This is a genomic window from Amycolatopsis sp. CA-128772, assembly GCF_002904295.1.
GTDB lineage: Bacteria > Actinomycetota > Actinomycetes > Mycobacteriales > Pseudonocardiaceae > Amycolatopsis.
The window spans coordinates 16,591-33,577 of the sequence record NZ_PPHG01000001.1 but is presented as its reverse complement, the minus strand read 5'-3'; the positions used below and the strand labels follow the sequence as shown (position 1 = coordinate 33,577).

The window sequence follows — 16,987 nt, the reverse complement described above, 5'->3', positions numbered from 1 at the left end:
ACCGGCCGACGCCGGATCAAACGCTGAAGGTGCAGCCCGTCGCGACGAGATCCGTCCCGCTGTAGGAGTACGCGGGGCACGTCGCCGTGATGTTGTGCAGGTAAGTGTTATACGGCTGCTGGGTCGAGATGGCGTTGAAAATGGCGATCTTGAAGACGTACGGCGAACCCGCATCGGAGAACCCCGTGCACGACGTCCCCAGGTGAACCGTGGGCGAAGGGAGGTGCCAGCCGGGAGGGCCGATCGAGTACGCCGACGCGCAGGACGTCGTGGTCGCCGCCGAAGCGGCCGTCGCGGGCGCCAGCGACAGCACGCCGGCCGCCGTCACGACGACGGCGGCCGCCCACGCGGCCTTCGGTCTCGTCCGGTCCGGCATGGCGGCTCCTCGTTGCGGGACAAGGGAAATTCGAGCCTAACACCGGGTTTTGCGGGCGGCATCGGCCTTCCGGGGCAACCGGTCAGCGCAGGTCCGCCCGGCCCGCCGACGCCACGAACGCGCCGCCGCCGAGGGCAGCCGGGTGGGTCGTCGCCGGTGGGAGGACGCCCCCCACCGGGACCGACAGCGAGGTGCGGGACAGGTCCAGGGTCAGCCGGCCCGGTTGGGCGGGGCCGCGGATGAAGCTCGCGTCCGTGCCGCCGATGATCAACGCCAGTGCGTGGCCGCGGGGGACGATGTGGTCCGTGGACGCCAGCCGGAACGTCATCGTGTACGCCGTCCCCGGTGTCAGCGGTCGTTCCTGCGAAAGGGATGCGTAGTTCGCCAGGTCCGCCCAGCCGCGGCTGATGATCGTGTAGGTCACCTTCTTCACGTCCGCCGTCGCGATGCGGTAGCAGGCGTCGTCGCCCGTCGTCGAGGAACCCCAGCAGTTCTCCGTGGTGCCCGTCTTGATCCCCTCGCCGCTGCCGGCGAAGTTGCGGATCGTCGCCGCGCCGAGGTCCACCAACAGGGCCGACACCCGCGCCGACGCCGTGCTCGGTGTCGCCGTCACGGTGATCGACGACGTCCCCGAAACCTGCAGGTCGGACGCCAGGGCCCCGGTCGAGTAGGTCAGCGCGGCGCTGCCCGGGCTGGTCACCCAGGTGTCCTCGCCGACGTTCGGGTTGTCCGTGAAGGACGCCGTCCCGGACGCCGGCGCCGTGCCGAGCGTGCCGGACGCCCCCGGGCGCAGCGTCGTGGCCGCCGCACCGGCCGCCGGGTAGCGGCTCTGGTCGGCCCACTGGTCCGGCTGCCGCTCGACGCTGGCCATCGGGCCGTTCTGGACGCCGTTGTCGATCCCGAGCAGGTAGTGGTCGAACCACCGGTGCAGCAGGTCGACCCAGTCCGCGCGCCGGTAGTCGAACGGGTCGACGTGCCCGGTCTGCGACAGCCAGATCTTCTTCTCGACGTTCAGCGCGTCCCACCACTGTCCGAAGTGGAGGGTCTTGACGTTGAGGTCGTTGACGCCGTGGGACAGCAGCACGCTGGCGCGCACGTTCCGCGCGTTCGTGACGTAGTCCCGCGCCGCCCACAGCGGCCCGTAGTCGCCGTTCGCCGTCGCGCCGGTGGTGAGGACCTGGTTCTGCGCCGAGCAGTTCTGCCCGCTGTTGCGCGCCTCGACGGTCTGCGCGAGCCCCGCCGGGTTGAAGCCGAAGGTGGCGCCGTCGGAGCGGTAGTAGTCGTACCAGGAGCTGATCGCGGAGATCGGCACGATGGTCTTGAGCCCGGCGACGCCGGTCGCCGCGACGCCGTTGGCGATCGTGCCGTCGTAGGACTTGCCGATCATCCCGACGTTGCCGGAGGTCCAGCCCGCGGTCACCGCACTGCCGCCGGTCTTCGCGCTGTAGCCGGTCGCGCGGCCGTTCAGCCAGTCGACGACCTTGCGGGCCGAGCCGACGTCCGACGGGCCGCCGACGTCCGCGCAGCCGGCCGAGCGGTTCGTCCCGGCCAGGTCGACCTGCACCACCGCGTAGCCGCGCGGCACGAAGTAGTTGTCGTAGAACAGCGGGAACTTCACCGGCTTCCCGGCGCTGTCGTAGGTCTTGAGCTCGCTCTCGTTGCCGCGCCCGCAGCACGAGTAGTACGGGCTGGCGTCCATGATCACCGGCACGCCCGAGGTCAGCTCGCCCGGCCGCACGATGTCGGCGGCGACGCGGTCGGAGCGCCCGTCGCCGTCGCCGTCGCGGCCGATGTCGACCCAGACGGTTTCGCGGACCGCCTTCGCGTAGTCGTAAACCGGTTCACTCGCCGCGGGCGCCGCGGCCGCCGGGGTCACCGCACCGGACAGGAGCACCGCGAGGACCCCGCACACCACACCGAGTCGCATAACCGTCACGCTAGCGAGCCGGCGATCGCCCCCACTACGGCGGAAAGTCGGGCGTACGTTGGAAATCATGACGGAGTCCCTGCCCGCGGTGAGCCTCACCGCCGTCGGTGTCGCCGCGCTGCGGGCGTACGAAAGCCGCCGCCCGGACCGGCTGTTCGACGATCCGTACGCGGCCGCGTTCCACGCGGCCGGCAGCTCCCTGCTGCCCGTCGCACCGGGCGAAACCCCGCAGGGTGGCCTCGGCGCGCTCTTCGCCCGCCAGGTGGCGATCCGCACCCGGTTCTACGACGACTACCTGCTGGCCGCCGGGTGCGCCCAGGTCGTGGTGCTCGCCGCGGGGCTCGACGCCCGCGCCTTCCGGCTCGCGTGGCCGCCGGGCGTGCGGTTGTTCGAGCTCGACCTGCCCGAGGTCCTCACGTTCAAGGACGAGGTGCTCGCCCGCCAGGGCGCCGTGCCGTCGTGCGAGCGCGTCGTGGTCCCGGCCGACCTGCGCGACGACTGGGCGGGTGCGCTGCGGGCCGCCGGGTTCGACCCGGGTCTCCCGGCCGCGTGGCTGGCCGAGGGCCTGCTGGTCTACCTGACCCGCCAAGAGGCCGACGCGCTGCTGTCGACCGTGACCGAGCTGTCCGCGCCGGGCAGCCGGGTGTCGTTCGAGCACCGGTCGGCCGAGACGCGGGACGGCCTGCTCGCCCGCGCCGAGGCCACCCCGGGTGCCGAGCGCATCACCCGCTTGTGGCACGGCGGTCTCGGCGATGAGGCGCCGGAGTGGCTGCGCGGCCACGGCTGGGCACCCACCGTCGTCTCCCACGCCGAACTGGCCGTGAAGTACCACCGTCCGGGCGACGAGACACTCGACGGGTTCGTGACCGCCCTGCGTCAGAGCTCGACGTTGCGGTAGAGCGCGCCGACCTCGGTCTTCGTCAGCCGCCGGATCGAGCCGACGCGCTGGTTGCCGAGCTGGACGTCGCCGACCGCGGTGCGGACCAGCTTGAGCACCGGGTGGCCGGTGTCCTTGAGCAGGCGGCGCACGATGTGCTTCTTGCCCTCGTGGATGACCAGCTCGACCAGCGACTTGCCGGAGTGCATGTCCTTGACCCGGAACTGGTCGACCTTGACGATGCCGTCCGGCAGCTCCCAGCCCTTGCGCAGCTCCTTGCCCAGCCCGCGCGGCACCAGGCCGTCGACCTCGGCGAGGTAGGTCTTGAGGACCCGGTAGGACGGGTGCATCAGCCGGTGGCCGAGGTCGCCGTCGTTGGTCAGCAGCAGCAGGCCCTCGGTGTTCTCGTCGAGCCGTCCGACGTGCACGACGCCGGGCGTCTCCTCGTACCGGCCGCGCAGGTAGTCGCCGACGCAGGGGCGGCCGCGGTCGTCCGACATCGTCGAGTGCACGCCCTTGGGCTTGTTCAGGGCGAGGTAGATCAGGTCGTCGCGCAGGTTCACCCGGGTGCCGTCGACGTGGATGACCGCGTTGTCCGGGTCGACGCGGCGGCCCAGCTCGGTGACGACCTCGCCGTCCACCTCGACGCGGCCGGCGACGATCAGGTCCTCCGCCGCGCGCCGGGAGGCGACCCCGGCCTGCGAGAGCACCTTCTGCAGGCGGACGCCGTCGGGGTGTTCACTGGATGTCATCGATGGTGTCCACTTCGGGTAGCAACGGAGCGATGGCGGGCAGGTCGTTCAGTGACGACAGCCCCAGTCGCTCCAGGAACAGCTCGGTCGTCACGTACAGCGTGCCGGTCGTCTCGGGATCGGTCCCCATCTCTTCGATGAGGCCGCGCGCGAGCAGCGTCCGGATCACGCCGTCCACGTTCACACCCCGCACCGCGGCAACCCGCGCACGGGTCACCGGCTGCCGGTACGCGATCACGGCGAGGCTCTCCAGCGCGGCCCGGGTCAGCTTCGACCGCTGGCCGTCCAGCAGGAGCTTCTCCACGAACGGGGCATGGACGTCCCTAGTGTAGAACCGCCACCCTTCGCCGACGCGCCGCAGGTCGATCCCGGACGTCCGGTCGGTGAACTTCTGCGCCATGGTCCGCAGCGCGACGACGATCCGCGCCCGGGGCTGGCCGAGGGTGTCGGCGAGCAGCTCTTCGCTCGCGGGCGAGTCGACGACGAGGAGAAGCGCCTCGAGGGCGGCTTCGAGGGCCTCGTCGGAGGCGAGGTCCGGCATGGAGTCCGAGTCCCCGGCAGCGACCAGATCGGACTCGGGATCCTCGGGACCCGGCTCGGCCACGGCGGCCGCTTCAGGCTCGGCGCCTTCAGGCTCGGCGGAAGCGGGCTCCGGGGTAGCTGGGGTCAGCGGTTCCACCGGCGAACCGTCCTCGGTCACCGGCTCGCCGGACAATGCCTCCGCCAGCGCCAGCTCCGCCGCGGCCTCCGCCGGCTCACCCACCGGCGGCTCCGGCGGGGACACCTGCTCGTCGCTCACCCGTACTCCTCTTCGTCTCCGAACGCGCGGTCCAGCTCGGCCGCCGCGGAGGCTTCTTCCTTCGAGCCGCCCGTCCAGCGGACGTGCAGCTCGGCCAGTGCCTCGGTCTGCTCGAACTGGACCGTCGCCTCGCGGTAGAGCTCCAGCAGCGCCAGGAAGCGCGCCACGATCTCCACCGTGTGCTCGCAGTCGTCGACCAGCTCGCCGAACGTCGCCTGGCCGCGCTCGGCCAGCATCACCCGCAGGATCGCCGCGTGCTCGCGCACCGAGATGCGGCCCATGTGGATGTGGGCGATCGACACGGTCGGCGGCGGCTTGGGCCGGAACACCGCCACCGCGATGTCGGCGAACTTCTGCGGCGTCACGCCCAGCATCACCTCGGGCAGCAGCCCGACGAACCGCTCCTCCAGCGCCACCGACCGCGGGTACCGCCGCAGCGCGTTCTGCTCCAGCTCGCCGAACAGCGCCGCCACCTGCTTGTACGCGCGGTACTGCAGGATCCGCGCGAACAGCAGGTCGCGGGCTTCGAGCAGGGCGAGGTCGTCTTCGCTCTCCACTTCGGCCGACGGCAGCAGCCGCGCCGCCTTCAGGTCCAGGAGCGTGGCCGCGATGACCAGGAACTCCGTCGTCTCGTCGAGGTTCCAGTCCGTGCCCAGCGCGCGGGTGTAGGCGATGAAGTCGTCGGTGACCCGGTGCAACGCCACTTCGGTGACGTCGAGCTGGTGCTGCGAGATCAGCTGCAGCAGCAGGTCGAACGGCCCTTCGAAGTTGGCCAGCCGCACCTTGAACTTCGACGTGCTGAGTTCTTCGGTGTTGACGCCTTCGGGGATCATCCCGCCGTGCACCGTCTGGTGCTCTTCGGGTACCTGGTCCTCGGGAGCCGGGTCCGGCTCGTCCATCAGCCCTCGGTTTCGCCGCCGTCTGAGCCGACCACCCGCAGCCGCTGCACCAGCACCGACTCCTCGCCGTTCTGGTCGAAGTCGGCCAGCAGCACCGCGACGGCCTCGCGGACCAGGCGGCCGCGGTCGACGACCAGGTCGTGCTTCGCGCGCAGCGTCAGCCGGGCCTGTTCCATGGCCAGGAGCTCGTCGCCGGAGACGTACACGGTGATTTTCGCGTCGTGCTTGGTCCGGCCGGAGCCGTGCGGGGCCGCGCTGCGGGCGAGCTGTTCGGTCCGGCCGTTGCCCGCGGGCTTGGCCTTCTCGTCGGGCTCGTCGGGCTCGGGCGGGGGCTGGGGAGGGAGATCGAGAGCGGGGCTGGCGGTGCTGGTCGTAATCCTGAAGAGTTCCGACGCTCCCGGCAGGGAGGCGCGCCTGCTCACCGAGCGATCACCTCGCGGGCCAGCTGGCGGTACGCCGCCGCGCCGGCCGACTTGGGCGCCCAGGTCGTGATCGGCTCACCCGCGACCGTCGTCTCGGGGAACCGCACGGTGCGGTTGATGACCGTGTCGAACACGGTCTCGCCGAATGCCTCCACCACGCGAGCCATGACCTCCTTCGAATGCAGGGTTCTCGGGTCGTACATGGTGGCGAGAATCCCCACGATGTCCAGTTTGGGGTTGAGGCGTTCCTGGACCTTCTCGATGGTGTCGATCAGGAGAGCTACGCCTCGCAGACTGAAGAACTCGCACTCCAGCGGGATGATCACGCCGTCCGCGGCGGTCAGCGCGTTCACCGTGAGCAGGCCGAGCGAGGGCTGGCAGTCGACAAGAACATAGTCGTAGTCGTTCATGACCGGACGAAGGACCCGTAACAACGTGTGCTCGCGCCCCACCTCGGCGACGAGCTGGACCTCCGCCGCGGACAGGTCGATGTTGCTCGGCAGCAGGTCAACGCCGTCGACGCGGGTTTTCATCAGCACGTCGGTGGCGCTGACCGACCGCTCCATGATGGCGTTGTAGACCGTCTGGTCCAGTTCGTGCGGCTGGATGCCGAGACCGACGGCGAGCGCGCCCTGCGGGTCGAAGTCGACGAGCAGCACCCGCCGCCCGTACTCGGCGAGGGCGGCACCCAGGTTGATGGTCGACGTCGTCTTGCCGACGCCGCCCTTCTGGTTGCACATCGCCATGATCTTGGCCGGGCCGTGCCTGTCCAGCGGCGCCGGATCGGGGTGCTCGCGGATCGGGCGGCCGGTCGGGCCGATACCCTCCAGCTTCACCTTCTTGCCGTTGCGTTCCTGCGGCTCGTCGCCGTCGTGGAGTTCCGGCGTCGCGATCTTGACGTCGTTGAGGTTCGCCGCCGCCGACCCGGCGGACTCGGCCGGGACGGCCGGCTGGTTCGGTGTCGACATGGCGAGAAGGCTCCTTGTTCGTCGCGTCCGCCGCAGCCTATGTCCGGAGTCGGAGCCCCGGCAAAGCAACGCGCCGGACTCGACGGGGCAATGTCACTCGACCGTCGGTGCAGGCTGGGAAGGCGCTTCGGGGAAAACACAGCGGCGCGAAGCGCCTCCGTTGAGGGTGGTGGCGGGGGCATGGATGGATCCAGGGCCGTCTAGCCCAGTGCCCGCGGGTGCGCCGTCGCGTACACCTCGCGCAGGGTGTTGACCGTGACCAGCGTGTACACCTGGGTCGTCGTCACCGAGGCGTGGCCGAGGAGTTCTTGGACGACCCGGACGTCCGCGCCGCCTTCGAGCAGGTGCGTGGCGAAGGAGTGGCGGAGCGTGTGCGGCGACACGACGGCGGTGATGCCCGCCCGGCCGGCGGTGTCCTTGAGGACCTGCCACGCGCTCTGCCGCGACAGCCGGCTGCCGCGGGCGTTGAGGAACAGCGCCGCCGTGCCCCGGCCGTGCGCGGCGAGCACCGGGCGGGCGCGCACGGTGTAGGCGTGCAGCGCGGCGAGCGCGGGACGGCCGATCGGCACCAGCCGCTGCTTGCCGCCCTTGCCGTCGAGCAGCACCGTGCGCTCGGCCGGGTCGACGTCGTCGACGTCCAGGCCGACCGCCTCGGAGATCCGCGCCCCGGTGGAGTAGAGCACCTCCAGCAGCGCCCGGTCGCGCAGCGGGCGCTCGCCGTCCGGGGGCGGGGTCTCCAGCAGCCGCAGCACGTCGTCGACCGGCAGCGCCTTGGGCAGCCGCTTGGCCGGGGTCGGCGGCCGGACTTCGCGGGCCGGGTTGTGCTCGGTGAGGCCCTCGGCGTGCGCGAACTTGTGCAGCCCCCGCACGGCGACCAGGGCCCGGGCGGCCGAGGAGGCGGCCAGGGGCTTGTGCTCCTCGTCGCCCTCCCGCAGCGCGGCACCGAAGGCGGTGACGTGCGCGGACGTCACGTCGGCGACCTCAGCGACGCCCAGGCCGGCCAGGTGCGCGGCGTACCGGCGCAGGTCACGGGCGTAGCTGTCCAGGGTGTTGCGCGCGGTCCCGCGTTCGACGGCCAGGTGGTCGAGGTACGCGGCGATCACGCCATCCGTGCTGCCCGCGCCTGCCACGCCGTCACCTTAGGCCGCCCGGGGCTCGTGACCGGGGAGAAACCCCGTTCCCGGCTCCGCGCGGTTACCTTGGATTCATGGAGTCCGACGAACTCCGCATCGGCACGGCCGAGCGGGAGGAAGCGGCGAGGCTGCTCGCCGACCACTTCGGCATGGGCCGCATCACCCCGGACGAGTACGAGACGCGGGTGACGGACGCCTACGCGGCGGCCACCCTGGGCAACCTCCGGCCGCTGTTCCGCGACCTGCCCCAGCCCCACCCGGGCTTCTTCGGGCCGCCGCCGGCGCCGATGCCGGCCCCGGTCTCGATGCCGGTTCCGATGCCGGTGTACGCGCCGCCCCCGACGCCGTACCCGCAGCCGTACCCGCAGCCGGTGCCGTACTCGTACCGGTCGAAGACGGTGGCCGGCGTGCTGCAGATCGTGCTGCCCTTCGGCGTCGGCCGGTTCTACACCGGCCAGGTCGGCCTCGGCCTGCTGCAGCTGTTCGTCTGCGTGATCACCCTGGGTGCGGGCACGCTCTGGCCGATCATCGACGGCATCGTGCTGCTGGCCAACGGCGGCCGCGACGCCGAAGGCCGCCCGCTGCGCCCCTGACCCGACCGCCCCAATGTGGCGTTCGGTGCATCCACCGCACCCAATGTGGCGTTCGGTGCGTTGGATGCACCCAACGCCACATTGGGGCGCTTGAGCCGAGGCGCAGCGGAGCGGGCGCAGCGCAGCGGAGCGGGCTCAGGCTTCCTTGCGCTTGGCGAACGCCGTCGGGCGGTCGGTCCACGGGGCGTCCGCCGGGCGGGCCGTGGCCACGCCGGTGAGCACCGCGTGGGTGGCCAGCACGCCGGACACCGTGGCGCCGTTGAGCAGCTCGCCCGCCAGGGCCATCCGGACCGCCTCGGCGAGCGGGAACTTGCGGATCACCAGGTCCGCTTCCTCGTCGCCGAGCACCTCGCGGTCCACATCGGACAGCCCGCGGGCCAGGAAGACCCGCACGACCTCGTCGGTGAAGCCCGGCGACGCCGCGACGTCGACCAGCGTCACCCAGTCCGACGCGGCCAGCCCGACCTCCTCGACCAGTTCCCGGCGAGCGGTGTCCACCGGGTCCTCGCCGAGGTGGTCGATCAGGCCGGCCGGCAGTTCCCACAGCCGGTGCCCGATCGGGTGCCGGTACTGGTGGATCAGCGTGACCTGCTGGTCCTCGTCCAGCGCGACGATCGCCACCGCGCCGAGGTGCTCGATCACCTCGCGGGTCGCGGTGCCGCCGCCCGGCATCACGACCTCGTCGATCCGCAGGCCGACGACGCGTCCGATGTGGACGTCCCGGCTGGCCGCGACGCTGAACTCGTGCTCGCCCGGCGCGGTCATCGGGCCGCCACCGATGCCTCGGGCAGCTCGACCGGCAGCCGCTCGGCGACCTTGCGATCCACCACGGCCTTGACGAACGCGCTGAACAGCGGGTGCGGCCGGGTCGGGCGGCTCTTCAGCTCGGGGTGCGCCTGGGTGCCGACGAAGAACGGGTGCTTGTCGGCGGGCAGCTCGACGAACTCGACCAGGTGGTCGTCCGGCGAGGTGCCGGAGAACACCAGGCCGGCGTCGGTGAGCTGTTTGCGGTAGGCGTTGTTGACCTCGTAGCGGTGCCGGTGGCGCTCGGACACCTCGGTGGTGCCGTACGCCTTCGCGACCTGCGAACCCGCCTTCAGCTTCGCCGGGTACGCGCCGAGCCGCATGGTGCCGCCCATGTCCCGCTCCCCCGCGACGACGTCACGCTGGTCGGCCATGGTCGAGATGACCGGGTGCGTGGTGTTCTCGTCGAACTCCGACGAGCCCGCGTCCTCGATGCCGGCCAGGTGCCGCGCGGCCTCGATGACCATGCACTGCAGGCCGAGGCACAGGCCGAGCAGCGGGACGCCGCGGGTGCGGGCGTACTCGATCGCGCCGACCTTGCCCTCGATGCCGCGGATGCCGAACCCGCCCGGGATCAGCACACCGTCCACATCGGACAGCACGGAGGCCGCGCCGGACGCGGTCTGCGCGTCGTCGGAGGCCACCCAGACGATCTCGACCTTGGCGCGGTGGGCGAACCCGCCCGCACGCAGGGCCTCGGTGACCGAGAGGTAGGCGTCCGGCAGGTCGATGTACTTGCCGACCACGGCGATCCGCACGACCTCGCTCGGGTTGTGCACCCGGTCGAGCAGGTCGCCCCACACCGTCCAGTCGACGTCGCGGAACGGCAGGCCGAGGCGGCGGACGACGTAGGCGTCGAGCGCCTCGCCGTGCAGCACCTTCGGGATGTCGTAGATGGACCGCGCGTCCGGGCAGGCGATGACCGCCTCGGTGTCCACGTCGCACATCAGGCCGATCTTGCGCTTGAGGTCCTCCGGGATCTCCCGGTCGGCCCGGCAGACCAGCGCGTCGGGCTGGATGCCGATGTTGCGCAGCGCGGCGACCGAGTGCTGGGTCGGCTTCGTCTTGAGCTCGCCCGAAGGCGCCAGGTACGGCACCAGCGAGACGTGCAGGAAGAAGCAGTGGTCGCGGCCGACGTCGTGGCGGACCTGGCGGCAGGCCTCCAGGAACGGCAGGGACTCGATGTCGCCGACCGTGCCGCCGACCTCGGTGATGACGACGTCCGGCGACTGGCCGTTCTCGTCGGGCTCGGCCGCGGCGGTGATCCGGGCCTTGATCTCGTCGGTGATGTGCGGGATGACCTGCACGGTGTCGCCGAGGTACTCGCCGCGGCGCTCCTTGGCGATCACCTCGGAGTAGACCTGGCCGGTGGTGACGTTGGCCTTGCCGTCGAGGTCGCGGTCGAGGAACCGCTCGTAGTGCCCGATGTCGAGGTCGGTCTCGGCGCCGTCGTCGGTGACGAACACCTCACCGTGCTGGAACGGGTTCATCGTCCCGGGGTCGACGTTGAGGTAGGGGTCGAGCTTCTGCATCGTGACGCGAAGCCCGCGTGCGGTAAGGAGCTGACCCAGGCTGGAAGCCGTGAGTCCCTTGCCCAGAGAGGAGGCGACGCCTCCGGTGACAAAAACGTACTTGGTTGCCCGTGACTGAAGTCCCACGGGCCGCCAGCATATCCCACCGCTGCGGATCCGCGCGCTGTGACATGCCCGAGCCGCCGGATATGACCTGGGCCACCCGCACGGGTGACTAAGCCGCAACCCGCGCCGGGCGCAACCGCGGCCGTCCGGTGAGCGCGCGGCTGCCCGGCAGCCGCCGCAGCACCTCGACCATGGTGATCGTCAGGGCGATCGTCGCCACGTAGACGATCACGCTGAGCCACGGCGCGCCGAACCGCTCCGCCGCGACCGGGATGAGCGGGCCGAGCAGGGCCAGCGCGAGCGGGTGCACCAGGAAGACGCTGAACGACCGGTTCGCCGCCCACGACACGAGCCGGGCTCCGCGGCTGCCTTCGCGCCGGCGTGCCGCCCACCACGTGCTGAACGCGTAGATCGCCGCGATCACGGTGAGGAACCACGGGATCAGGTACGGCTGGAACGGGTCGCTGGCCACCTGCGGGAAAGTTCCACTGTGGACAGTGCGCAGGTAGTACCACTCGGTGCCGGCGAGCACGGCGACGAGCGCGCCGCCCAGCAGCAGCCGGTGCCGGCCCGCCCAGGCGTGCACGGTCTCGAAGTGCATGGCCACCACGGCACCGGACAGCGTGTAGAACTGGTACGGCACGATCGTGGCGTACAGGTGGGTGATGGTCTCGTAGCTCACCCCCAGCGGCTGGTACGTCATGAACAACGTGACGCCGACCTGCAGCGCCCCGCTGCCCAGCAGCAGCCACCCGTGCTTGCCCGCGGTCGCCCGCAGCAGCTTCATCAGCCACGGGAACAGCAGGTAGACCTGCATCGTCACGAGCAGGAAGTACAGGTGGTACCAGGCGCCGCCGGTGACGAGGTCCTTGAGCAGCAGGCGCATCGACGCCTCGAGCGAGCCCGGCTGCTGCACCCCGGTCACCAGCGAATACGCCCAGAAGAACATCGACCAGGCCAGGTAGGGCGTGGCGACCAGCGGCAGCCGGCGGCGCCAGAAGTCCGCGGCGGTGAACTCGCGGCGGCGGTTCTGGAACACCAGCACGAAGCCGGTGAGCGCGAAGAACGCCTCCCGGGTGAAGTGCAGCGGCGTCTCGACCGCGTTGGCGCCCACGTCCTGCGCGTAGTTCGTCGCGCCCACCACATGGATGAGGATGACGCAGGCGAACGTGACCAACCGGAACAGGTCGATCTGGTGCAGGTAGGGCGCTTTGCCGCCCGGTCTCGTGCTGCGGGCGGGGGCTTCGAGCGTGGCCTGGGCAGTCGTCATCGTGCCGCCGATCCGGCACTGTCGTCGGCGTGGTTCACGTTCTCAGACTTGCCACCCATTCTGTGAATTTCCCATGAAGCCACTGGGAGGCGCCTGTTGGCCGGGCTGCTGGGGCCTGTCGGATATGCCACTCCCGCTCGGGGTGCGTGACTACAGTGATCATGTTAATGCTCAGCGTGAAGGGCCACCACCCGGGCGCGACACCGCCCGCGTGGTGGCCCTCCGCAAGGGAAATCAGAAGGCTGCGGCCCCGTTCGGGGTACCGAGGCCGGTCGGGCCGTCGTAGCCGGTGACCGCGGTGCAGAGGTAGCTGCCGCCGCACGAGCCGTTGCTGCCGCCGCTCACGTCGTGGAGCGAAGCTGTGTGCGAGTACACCGTGTTCGCGCCCGTGACGCCGCTGACACCGCCGAGGGCGTAGACGCTGCCGACGACCGGCGCCGCGACGCTGGTGCCGCCGAACACCATCCAGCCGGACCGGCCCTGGTAGGCGGTGCTGTCGTAGACGGCGACCCCGGTGGCCGGGTCGGCGACGGCGCTGACGTCGGCCACCGTCCGCTTGCCGCAGCCGCTGTCGGTCTGCCACGACGGCTTGGTGATGTACGCCGAGCAGCCGCTGCCCGCGCCGCTCCACGCCGTCTCGCTCCAGCCGCGGGTGTTCGACGCCCGCTTCAGGCTGGTCCCGCCGACCGCGGTGACGTACCGCGACGCGGCCGGGAACTCGACGCCGTACCCGGAGTCACCGGAACTGACGGTGATCGCGACACCCGGGTGGTTGAAGTACTGCCCTTCGGAGCTCGCCTCACCGGAGAACTCGCTGCCGCCGTAGCTGTTGCTGACCACCTCGGCGCCCAGCCGCACGGCGGTGTTCACCGCGGTGCCGAGGTTGGCGAAGCTCGACGAGGTGCCCTCGACCAGCAGGATGTTGCACTTCGGGCAGATCGCCGACGCCATGTCGAGGTCGAGGGAGATCTCCTGGGCCCAGCCGCCGTCCTTGCGCGGGTAGGTGGTCCCGCCGCTCTGGTCGGCCTTGGCGAAGCACGGGGTGGTGCTGGCGTTGACCGACGACGGCGAGCAGGACGCAAGCGCGGGGATGCCGTACTGGGCGCGGTAGACGTTGACGTCGGCGAAGGCGGTCGGGGCGTCGTAGGCGTCGACGATGGCGATCGTGCGGCCGGCGCCGGCGCTGTTCGCGAGGGAGCCCAGGTTGTACGCGGAGAGCAGGTCGGCCGGCCCGAGCCCGGACGGCGTGGCCGCCAGAGCGGCGGCGGTGTCGGTGTTGATCCAGGCGTTGCAGGCCGCGAAGCCGGCCGGCGCGACCGAGCAGACGCGCTGGGCGTGGCCGTGGCCGGCGGGGGCCGCCTCGGCAACGCCGGTGACGGTGAGCGCGAGGGTGAAGGCGGCGGCGAAGACTGTCGCACTACGCACGGTGAACCTCCGGAAAAACGGGGACACGGTCGGCGAGACCGGTGACCGAAGACCGTAAGCCGCCGTTCGGCCGCGTGACACAGACCAAAGTCGCGTCACCCCTGGTACGAACGGCTGAAAAAGCGGGCGTCGGACGCAATCCACGCCAAAGCGGCGATGTCAGCCCGTCGGCCGCTCGCCGGGCTCCTCGGCGAACAACGAACGCAGCGTGACATCCCGGTTCACCCGCACGTGTTCCACCGCGGACGCCTTCGCCCGGTCCGGGTCCCCGGACGCGATCGCCTCGAACAGGCGCCGGTGCTCGTCGAGCAGCTCGGCCCAGTGCTCGTTCTGGCTCGTGAGCCACCGAAGGCGGCCCTCGAGCGGCTGGAGCATCGTCGACAGCAGCGCGTTGCCCGCGATGGCGACGATCTCGTCGTGGAAGCGCGAGTTCAGCACGGTGATCCGGGCGGCGTCGCCGCGGGCCGTGGCGCGGGCGGCGTCGGCCAGCACGCGATCGAGGCGCTTGAGCTCCGCGGCCCCCGCGCGAGCCGCCGCCAGCCCGGCCGCCAGGCCCTCCAGGGCCTCGCGGACGTCGAACAGCTCCTCGACGTCGACCCGCGCCAGCTGCCGGACGACGACCCGCCGCGGCGACTGGACGACGAGGAAACCTTCGGCCTCCAGGCTGCGGATGGCCTCCCGGACCGGCACCCGTGAGACGCCGAGGTCTTCGGCCAGCTCGCGCTCGACCAGCCGGTCGCCCGGGCGCAGGCGCCCGGTCAGGATCCGCTCGCGCAGCTCCTCGCGGACCCGCTGCCGGGTGGCCGCGAGGGGTTGCCGCTCGTTCACCTCGCCCCTCCTTCAACACTGCCGTAACCGGCCGTTACCCGAGTTTATCGTCCGGAGGGTTGACTCGACCGGACCTCGGGGTGATATTTGGGATTCCAAAGTTTGGTATCCCAAATCGCCGTCGTCGCACGTCGATCGGAGAGCCTCCATGACCGCCGCCCCGCTCACCGAACCTTCGCAGGAGACCACCCCACCGCCCGATCCCCGGCTGTGGAACGAAGACCTCGCGCCGGCGAAGGAACGCCGGTGGAAGGTCTACGACATCTTCGCGCTGTGGATGTTCGACGTGCACAACCTCGGCAACTACACCTTCGCGGCCGGTCTTTTCGTGCTGGGCCTGTCGGCCTGGCAGGTGTTCACCGCCCTGCTGTTCGGGTTCGTCATCATCTACGCCGGGATGAACCTGATGGGCCGGATCGGCCAGCGCACCGGCGTGCCCTTCCCGGTCGTCGCGCGGATCAGCTTCGGCACGTTCGGCGCCAACCTGCCCGCGCTGATCCGGGCGGTCATCGCGATCTTCTGGTACGGCATCCAAACCTACCTCGCCAGCGTGGCCATCACGCTGCTCGTGCTCGCCATCGACCCCGGCCTGAAACCGCTGACCGAGCACGGGTTCCTCGGCCTGCACGCGCTCGGCTGGATCTGCTTCGTCGCGCTGTGGGCGGTCCAGGCGCTGATCCTGACCCGCGGCATGGAGTCGGTGCGCAAGTTCCAGGACTGGTGCGGCCCGGCGATCTGGGTCGTGATGATCGCCCTCGCCGTCTGGATCCTGGCGGCCGGGCACTGGAACATCTCCTTCACCAGCAGCCCGAAGCAGCTGTCCACCGGGGAGCAGATCCGCCAGTGGTTCGGCGCGGCCGGGCTCATCCTGGCCACCTACGGCACGCTGATGCTCAACTTCTGCGACTTCTCCCGCTTCGCGCCGGACCAGAAGACGGTGAAGCGCGGCAACTTCTGGGGCCTGCCGATCAACTCGACGGCGTTCGCGCTGCTGTCGGTGGTCGTCACCGCAGGCAGCATGCAGGTGTTCGGCGAGGCCATCACCGACCCGGCCGAGCTGCTGGCCAAGGTGCACAACACGCCGGTGCTCATCATCGGCGCGCTGACGTTCGCCGTCGCCACCATGGGCGTCAACATCGTCGCCAACTTCGTCTCCCCCGCCTACGACCTGGCCAACATCTGGCCGCGGCGGATCACGTTCACCATCGGCGGGATGATCAGCGCGGTCGCGGCGCTGTGCGTGCTGCCCTGGAAGCTGTACTCCTCGCCGGCAGTGGTCAACTACTTCCTCGGCGGGCTCGGCGCGTTCCTCGGCCCGTTGTTCGGCATCATGATCGTCGACTACTACCTGATCCGGCGCGGCCAGGTGGACGTCGCCCAGCTGTTCGTGGACGGCGGGATCTACCCGCGCGTGAACCCACGGGCGCTGGTGACGTTCTTCCCGACCGCGGCGCTGTCCGCCGTCATCGCCCTGGTGCCGTTCTTCGCACCGGCCGCGCCGTACTCGTGGTTCATCGGCACGGCGTCCTCGGCGGCCCTCTACTACGTGGTGTCGAGGAAGCACCGATGAAGATCGTCGTCACCAACTGCAACACCACCGAGGCGATGACCAAGGAGATCGAAGCCGGGGCGCGCGCGGCCGCGAGTCCCGGCACGGAGATCCTGGCGCGGACCCCTCGCTGGGGACCCGAGTCGGCGGAAGGCTGGCTCGACAGCTTCCTGTCCGCGGCCGCCGTGCTCGATCTGTTGCGGGGCCTGGACGAACCGTTCGACGCCGTCGTGCTCGCCGGGTTCGGCGAGCACGGCCGCGAGGGCGCGCGCGAGCTGCTGGACGTCCCGGTCGTCGACATCACCGAGGCCGCCGCGCACCTGGCCTGCCTGCTCGGCCGCCGCTACGGCGTGGTGACCACCTTGGACCGGACATGCGGGCTGATCGAGGACAGCCTGCACGCCGCCGGCGTCGCGCAGAACTGCGTCACGGTCACCGGTGCCGGGCTCGGCGTGCTGGAGCTGACCGACGAGCGGCGCACGGAATCGGCGCTGCTCACCGCCGGCCGCCGGGCACGGGACGCGGGCGCGGAGGTGCTCGTGCTCGGCTGCGCCGGGATGACCGGCCTGGACCGGAAGATCGCGACGATGCTGGACATCCCGGTCATCGACGGCGTCGCGGCCGCGGTCCGGCTCGCGGAGTCCCTGGTGGCACTGGGGTTGAAGACGAGCCGCGCGGGTTCGTACGCACGCCCGCTGGACAAGAGACGCACCTGGCCGACCGATTGA

17 protein-coding genes are annotated in these 16,987 nt (G+C 71.0%); 4 read left to right on the top strand and 13 right to left on the bottom strand.

What is annotated here, in order from left to right:
• Positions 1-16: 16 nt before the first annotated feature.
• Together C2L59_RS00155 and C2L59_RS00150 are read right to left on the bottom strand one after the other, a co-directional pair.
• Positions 17-376 (bottom strand): hypothetical protein, encoded by a 360-nt coding sequence (locus C2L59_RS00155; RefSeq protein WP_103347450.1) that lies wholly within the window; start codon positions 374-376, stop codon positions 17-19.
• An 82-nt stretch (positions 377-458) separates the two neighbouring features.
• Positions 459-2,303: a Xaa-Pro dipeptidyl-peptidase gene (locus C2L59_RS00150; RefSeq protein WP_233223177.1), complete on the bottom strand. Its 1,845-nt coding sequence runs from the start codon at positions 2,301-2,303 to the stop codon at positions 459-461.
• A 67-nt stretch (positions 2,304-2,370) separates the two neighbouring features.
• On the opposite strand from C2L59_RS00150, the gene C2L59_RS00145 reads away from it, so the two are divergent.
• On the top strand, positions 2,371-3,201 hold the full coding sequence (locus C2L59_RS00145) for a class I SAM-dependent methyltransferase (RefSeq protein WP_103347448.1): 831 nt from the start codon (positions 2,371-2,373) through the stop codon (positions 3,199-3,201).
• Here C2L59_RS00145 and C2L59_RS00140 read toward each other — a convergent pair.
• The 6 genes from C2L59_RS00140 to xerD all read right to left on the bottom strand — a co-directional run bounded on the left by C2L59_RS00140 (position 3,180) and on the right by xerD (position 8,123).
• Positions 3,180-3,932, bottom strand: a complete 753-nt coding sequence (locus tag C2L59_RS00140; RefSeq protein ID WP_103347447.1) for a pseudouridine synthase — start codon at positions 3,930-3,932, stop codon at positions 3,180-3,182. The genes C2L59_RS00145 and C2L59_RS00140 overlap by 22 nt on opposite strands.
• A complete protein-coding gene (gene scpB, locus C2L59_RS00135; protein WP_103347446.1) occupies positions 3,919-4,731 on the bottom strand; it encodes an SMC-Scp complex subunit ScpB in 813 nt (270 codons plus the stop codon). The genes C2L59_RS00140 and scpB overlap by 14 nt, the downstream gene beginning before the upstream one ends.
• The gene (locus C2L59_RS00130; RefSeq protein WP_103347445.1) at positions 4,728-5,630 is read right to left on the bottom strand and encodes a ScpA family protein; all 903 of its coding nucleotides are present in this window, start codon (positions 5,628-5,630) and stop codon (positions 4,728-4,730) included. Before C2L59_RS00130 ends, scpB begins: the two co-directional genes overlap by 4 nt.
• On the bottom strand, positions 5,630-6,052 hold the full coding sequence (locus tag C2L59_RS00125) for a cobyrinic acid a,c-diamide synthase (protein ID WP_103347444.1): 423 nt from the start codon (positions 6,050-6,052) through the stop codon (positions 5,630-5,632). Before C2L59_RS00125 ends, C2L59_RS00130 begins: the two co-directional genes overlap by 1 nt.
• Positions 6,049-7,020, bottom strand: a complete 972-nt coding sequence (locus C2L59_RS00120) for a ParA family protein (protein WP_103347443.1) — start codon at positions 7,018-7,020, stop codon at positions 6,049-6,051. The genes C2L59_RS00125 and C2L59_RS00120 overlap by 4 nt, the downstream gene beginning before the upstream one ends.
• 200 nt (positions 7,021-7,220) lie before the next feature.
• Positions 7,221-8,123 carry a site-specific tyrosine recombinase XerD gene (gene xerD / locus C2L59_RS00115; protein ID WP_103347442.1) on the bottom strand — a complete coding sequence of 301 codons (903 nt, stop codon included), beginning with the start codon at positions 8,121-8,123 and terminating at the stop codon, positions 7,221-7,223.
• Positions 8,124-8,227: 104 nt separating this feature from the next.
• Between xerD and C2L59_RS00110 the strand changes: the two genes are divergently transcribed.
• A complete protein-coding gene (locus C2L59_RS00110; RefSeq protein WP_103347441.1) occupies positions 8,228-8,746 on the top strand; it encodes a DUF1707 domain-containing protein in 519 nt (172 codons plus the stop codon).
• Positions 8,747-8,881: 135 nt separating this feature from the next.
• Here the strand turns inward: C2L59_RS00110 and C2L59_RS00105 are convergent, their stop codons facing one another.
• From C2L59_RS00105 to C2L59_RS00085, 5 genes are all read right to left on the bottom strand, one after another.
• Positions 8,882-9,511, bottom strand: a complete 630-nt coding sequence (locus tag C2L59_RS00105) for an NUDIX hydrolase (protein ID WP_103347440.1) — start codon at positions 9,509-9,511, stop codon at positions 8,882-8,884.
• Complete coding sequence (locus C2L59_RS00100) at positions 9,508-11,208, bottom strand: CTP synthase (RefSeq protein WP_103347439.1); 1,701 nt, start codon at positions 11,206-11,208, stop codon at positions 9,508-9,510. Before C2L59_RS00100 ends, C2L59_RS00105 begins: the two co-directional genes overlap by 4 nt.
• 88 nt (positions 11,209-11,296) lie before the next feature.
• Positions 11,297-12,457 (bottom strand): acyltransferase, encoded by a 1,161-nt coding sequence (locus C2L59_RS00095; RefSeq protein WP_103347438.1) that lies wholly within the window; start codon positions 12,455-12,457, stop codon positions 11,297-11,299.
• Between the two features lie 234 nt (positions 12,458-12,691).
• Complete coding sequence (locus tag C2L59_RS00090) at positions 12,692-13,882, bottom strand: peptidase S8 (protein WP_103347437.1); 1,191 nt, start codon at positions 13,880-13,882, stop codon at positions 12,692-12,694.
• Positions 13,883-14,041: 159 nt separating this feature from the next.
• Positions 14,042-14,710 carry a GntR family transcriptional regulator gene (locus C2L59_RS00085; RefSeq protein ID WP_103347436.1) on the bottom strand — a complete coding sequence of 223 codons (669 nt, stop codon included), beginning with the start codon at positions 14,708-14,710 and terminating at the stop codon, positions 14,042-14,044.
• A gap of 148 nt (positions 14,711-14,858) precedes the next feature.
• Here C2L59_RS00085 and C2L59_RS00080 point away from each other — a divergent pair, with 148 nt between their 5' ends.
• Both C2L59_RS00080 and C2L59_RS00075 read left to right on the top strand, forming a co-directional pair.
• Positions 14,859-16,280: an NCS1 family nucleobase:cation symporter-1 gene (locus tag C2L59_RS00080; RefSeq protein ID WP_103347435.1), complete on the top strand. Its 1,422-nt coding sequence runs from the start codon at positions 14,859-14,861 to the stop codon at positions 16,278-16,280.
• Positions 16,277-16,987 carry an aspartate/glutamate racemase family protein gene (locus C2L59_RS00075; protein ID WP_103347434.1) on the top strand — a complete coding sequence of 237 codons (711 nt, stop codon included), beginning with the start codon at positions 16,277-16,279 and terminating at the stop codon, positions 16,985-16,987. Before C2L59_RS00080 ends, C2L59_RS00075 begins: the two co-directional genes overlap by 4 nt.

Excerpts from the sequence above, each read along its gene's own strand:
- C2L59_RS00075 (WP_103347434.1), top strand. The coding sequence starts at position 16,277 with ATGAAGATCGTCGTCACCAACTGCAACACCACCGAGGCGATGACCAAG.
- C2L59_RS00145 (WP_103347448.1), top strand. The coding sequence starts at position 2,371 with ATGACGGAGTCCCTGCCCGCGGTGAGCCTCACCGCCGTCGGTGTCGCC.
- C2L59_RS00140 (WP_103347447.1), bottom strand. The coding sequence starts at position 3,932 with ATGACATCCAGTGAACACCCCGACGGCGTCCGCCTGCAGAAGGTGCTC.
- C2L59_RS00120 (WP_103347443.1), bottom strand. The coding sequence starts at position 7,020 with ATGTCGACACCGAACCAGCCGGCCGTCCCGGCCGAGTCCGCCGGGTCG.
- C2L59_RS00110 (WP_103347441.1), top strand. The coding sequence starts at position 8,228 with ATGGAGTCCGACGAACTCCGCATCGGCACGGCCGAGCGGGAGGAAGCG.
- C2L59_RS00155 (WP_103347450.1), bottom strand. The coding sequence starts at position 376 with ATGCCGGACCGGACGAGACCGAAGGCCGCGTGGGCGGCCGCCGTCGTC.
- C2L59_RS00080 (WP_103347435.1), top strand. The coding sequence starts at position 14,859 with ATGACCGCCGCCCCGCTCACCGAACCTTCGCAGGAGACCACCCCACCG.
- C2L59_RS00095 (WP_103347438.1), bottom strand. The coding sequence starts at position 12,457 with ATGACGACTGCCCAGGCCACGCTCGAAGCCCCCGCCCGCAGCACGAGA.
- C2L59_RS00150 (WP_233223177.1), bottom strand. The coding sequence starts at position 2,303 with ATGCGACTCGGTGTGGTGTGCGGGGTCCTCGCGGTGCTCCTGTCCGGT.
- C2L59_RS00105 (WP_103347440.1), bottom strand. The coding sequence starts at position 9,511 with ATGACCGCGCCGGGCGAGCACGAGTTCAGCGTCGCGGCCAGCCGGGAC.
- C2L59_RS00130 (WP_103347445.1), bottom strand. The coding sequence starts at position 5,630 with ATGGACGAGCCGGACCCGGCTCCCGAGGACCAGGTACCCGAAGAGCAC.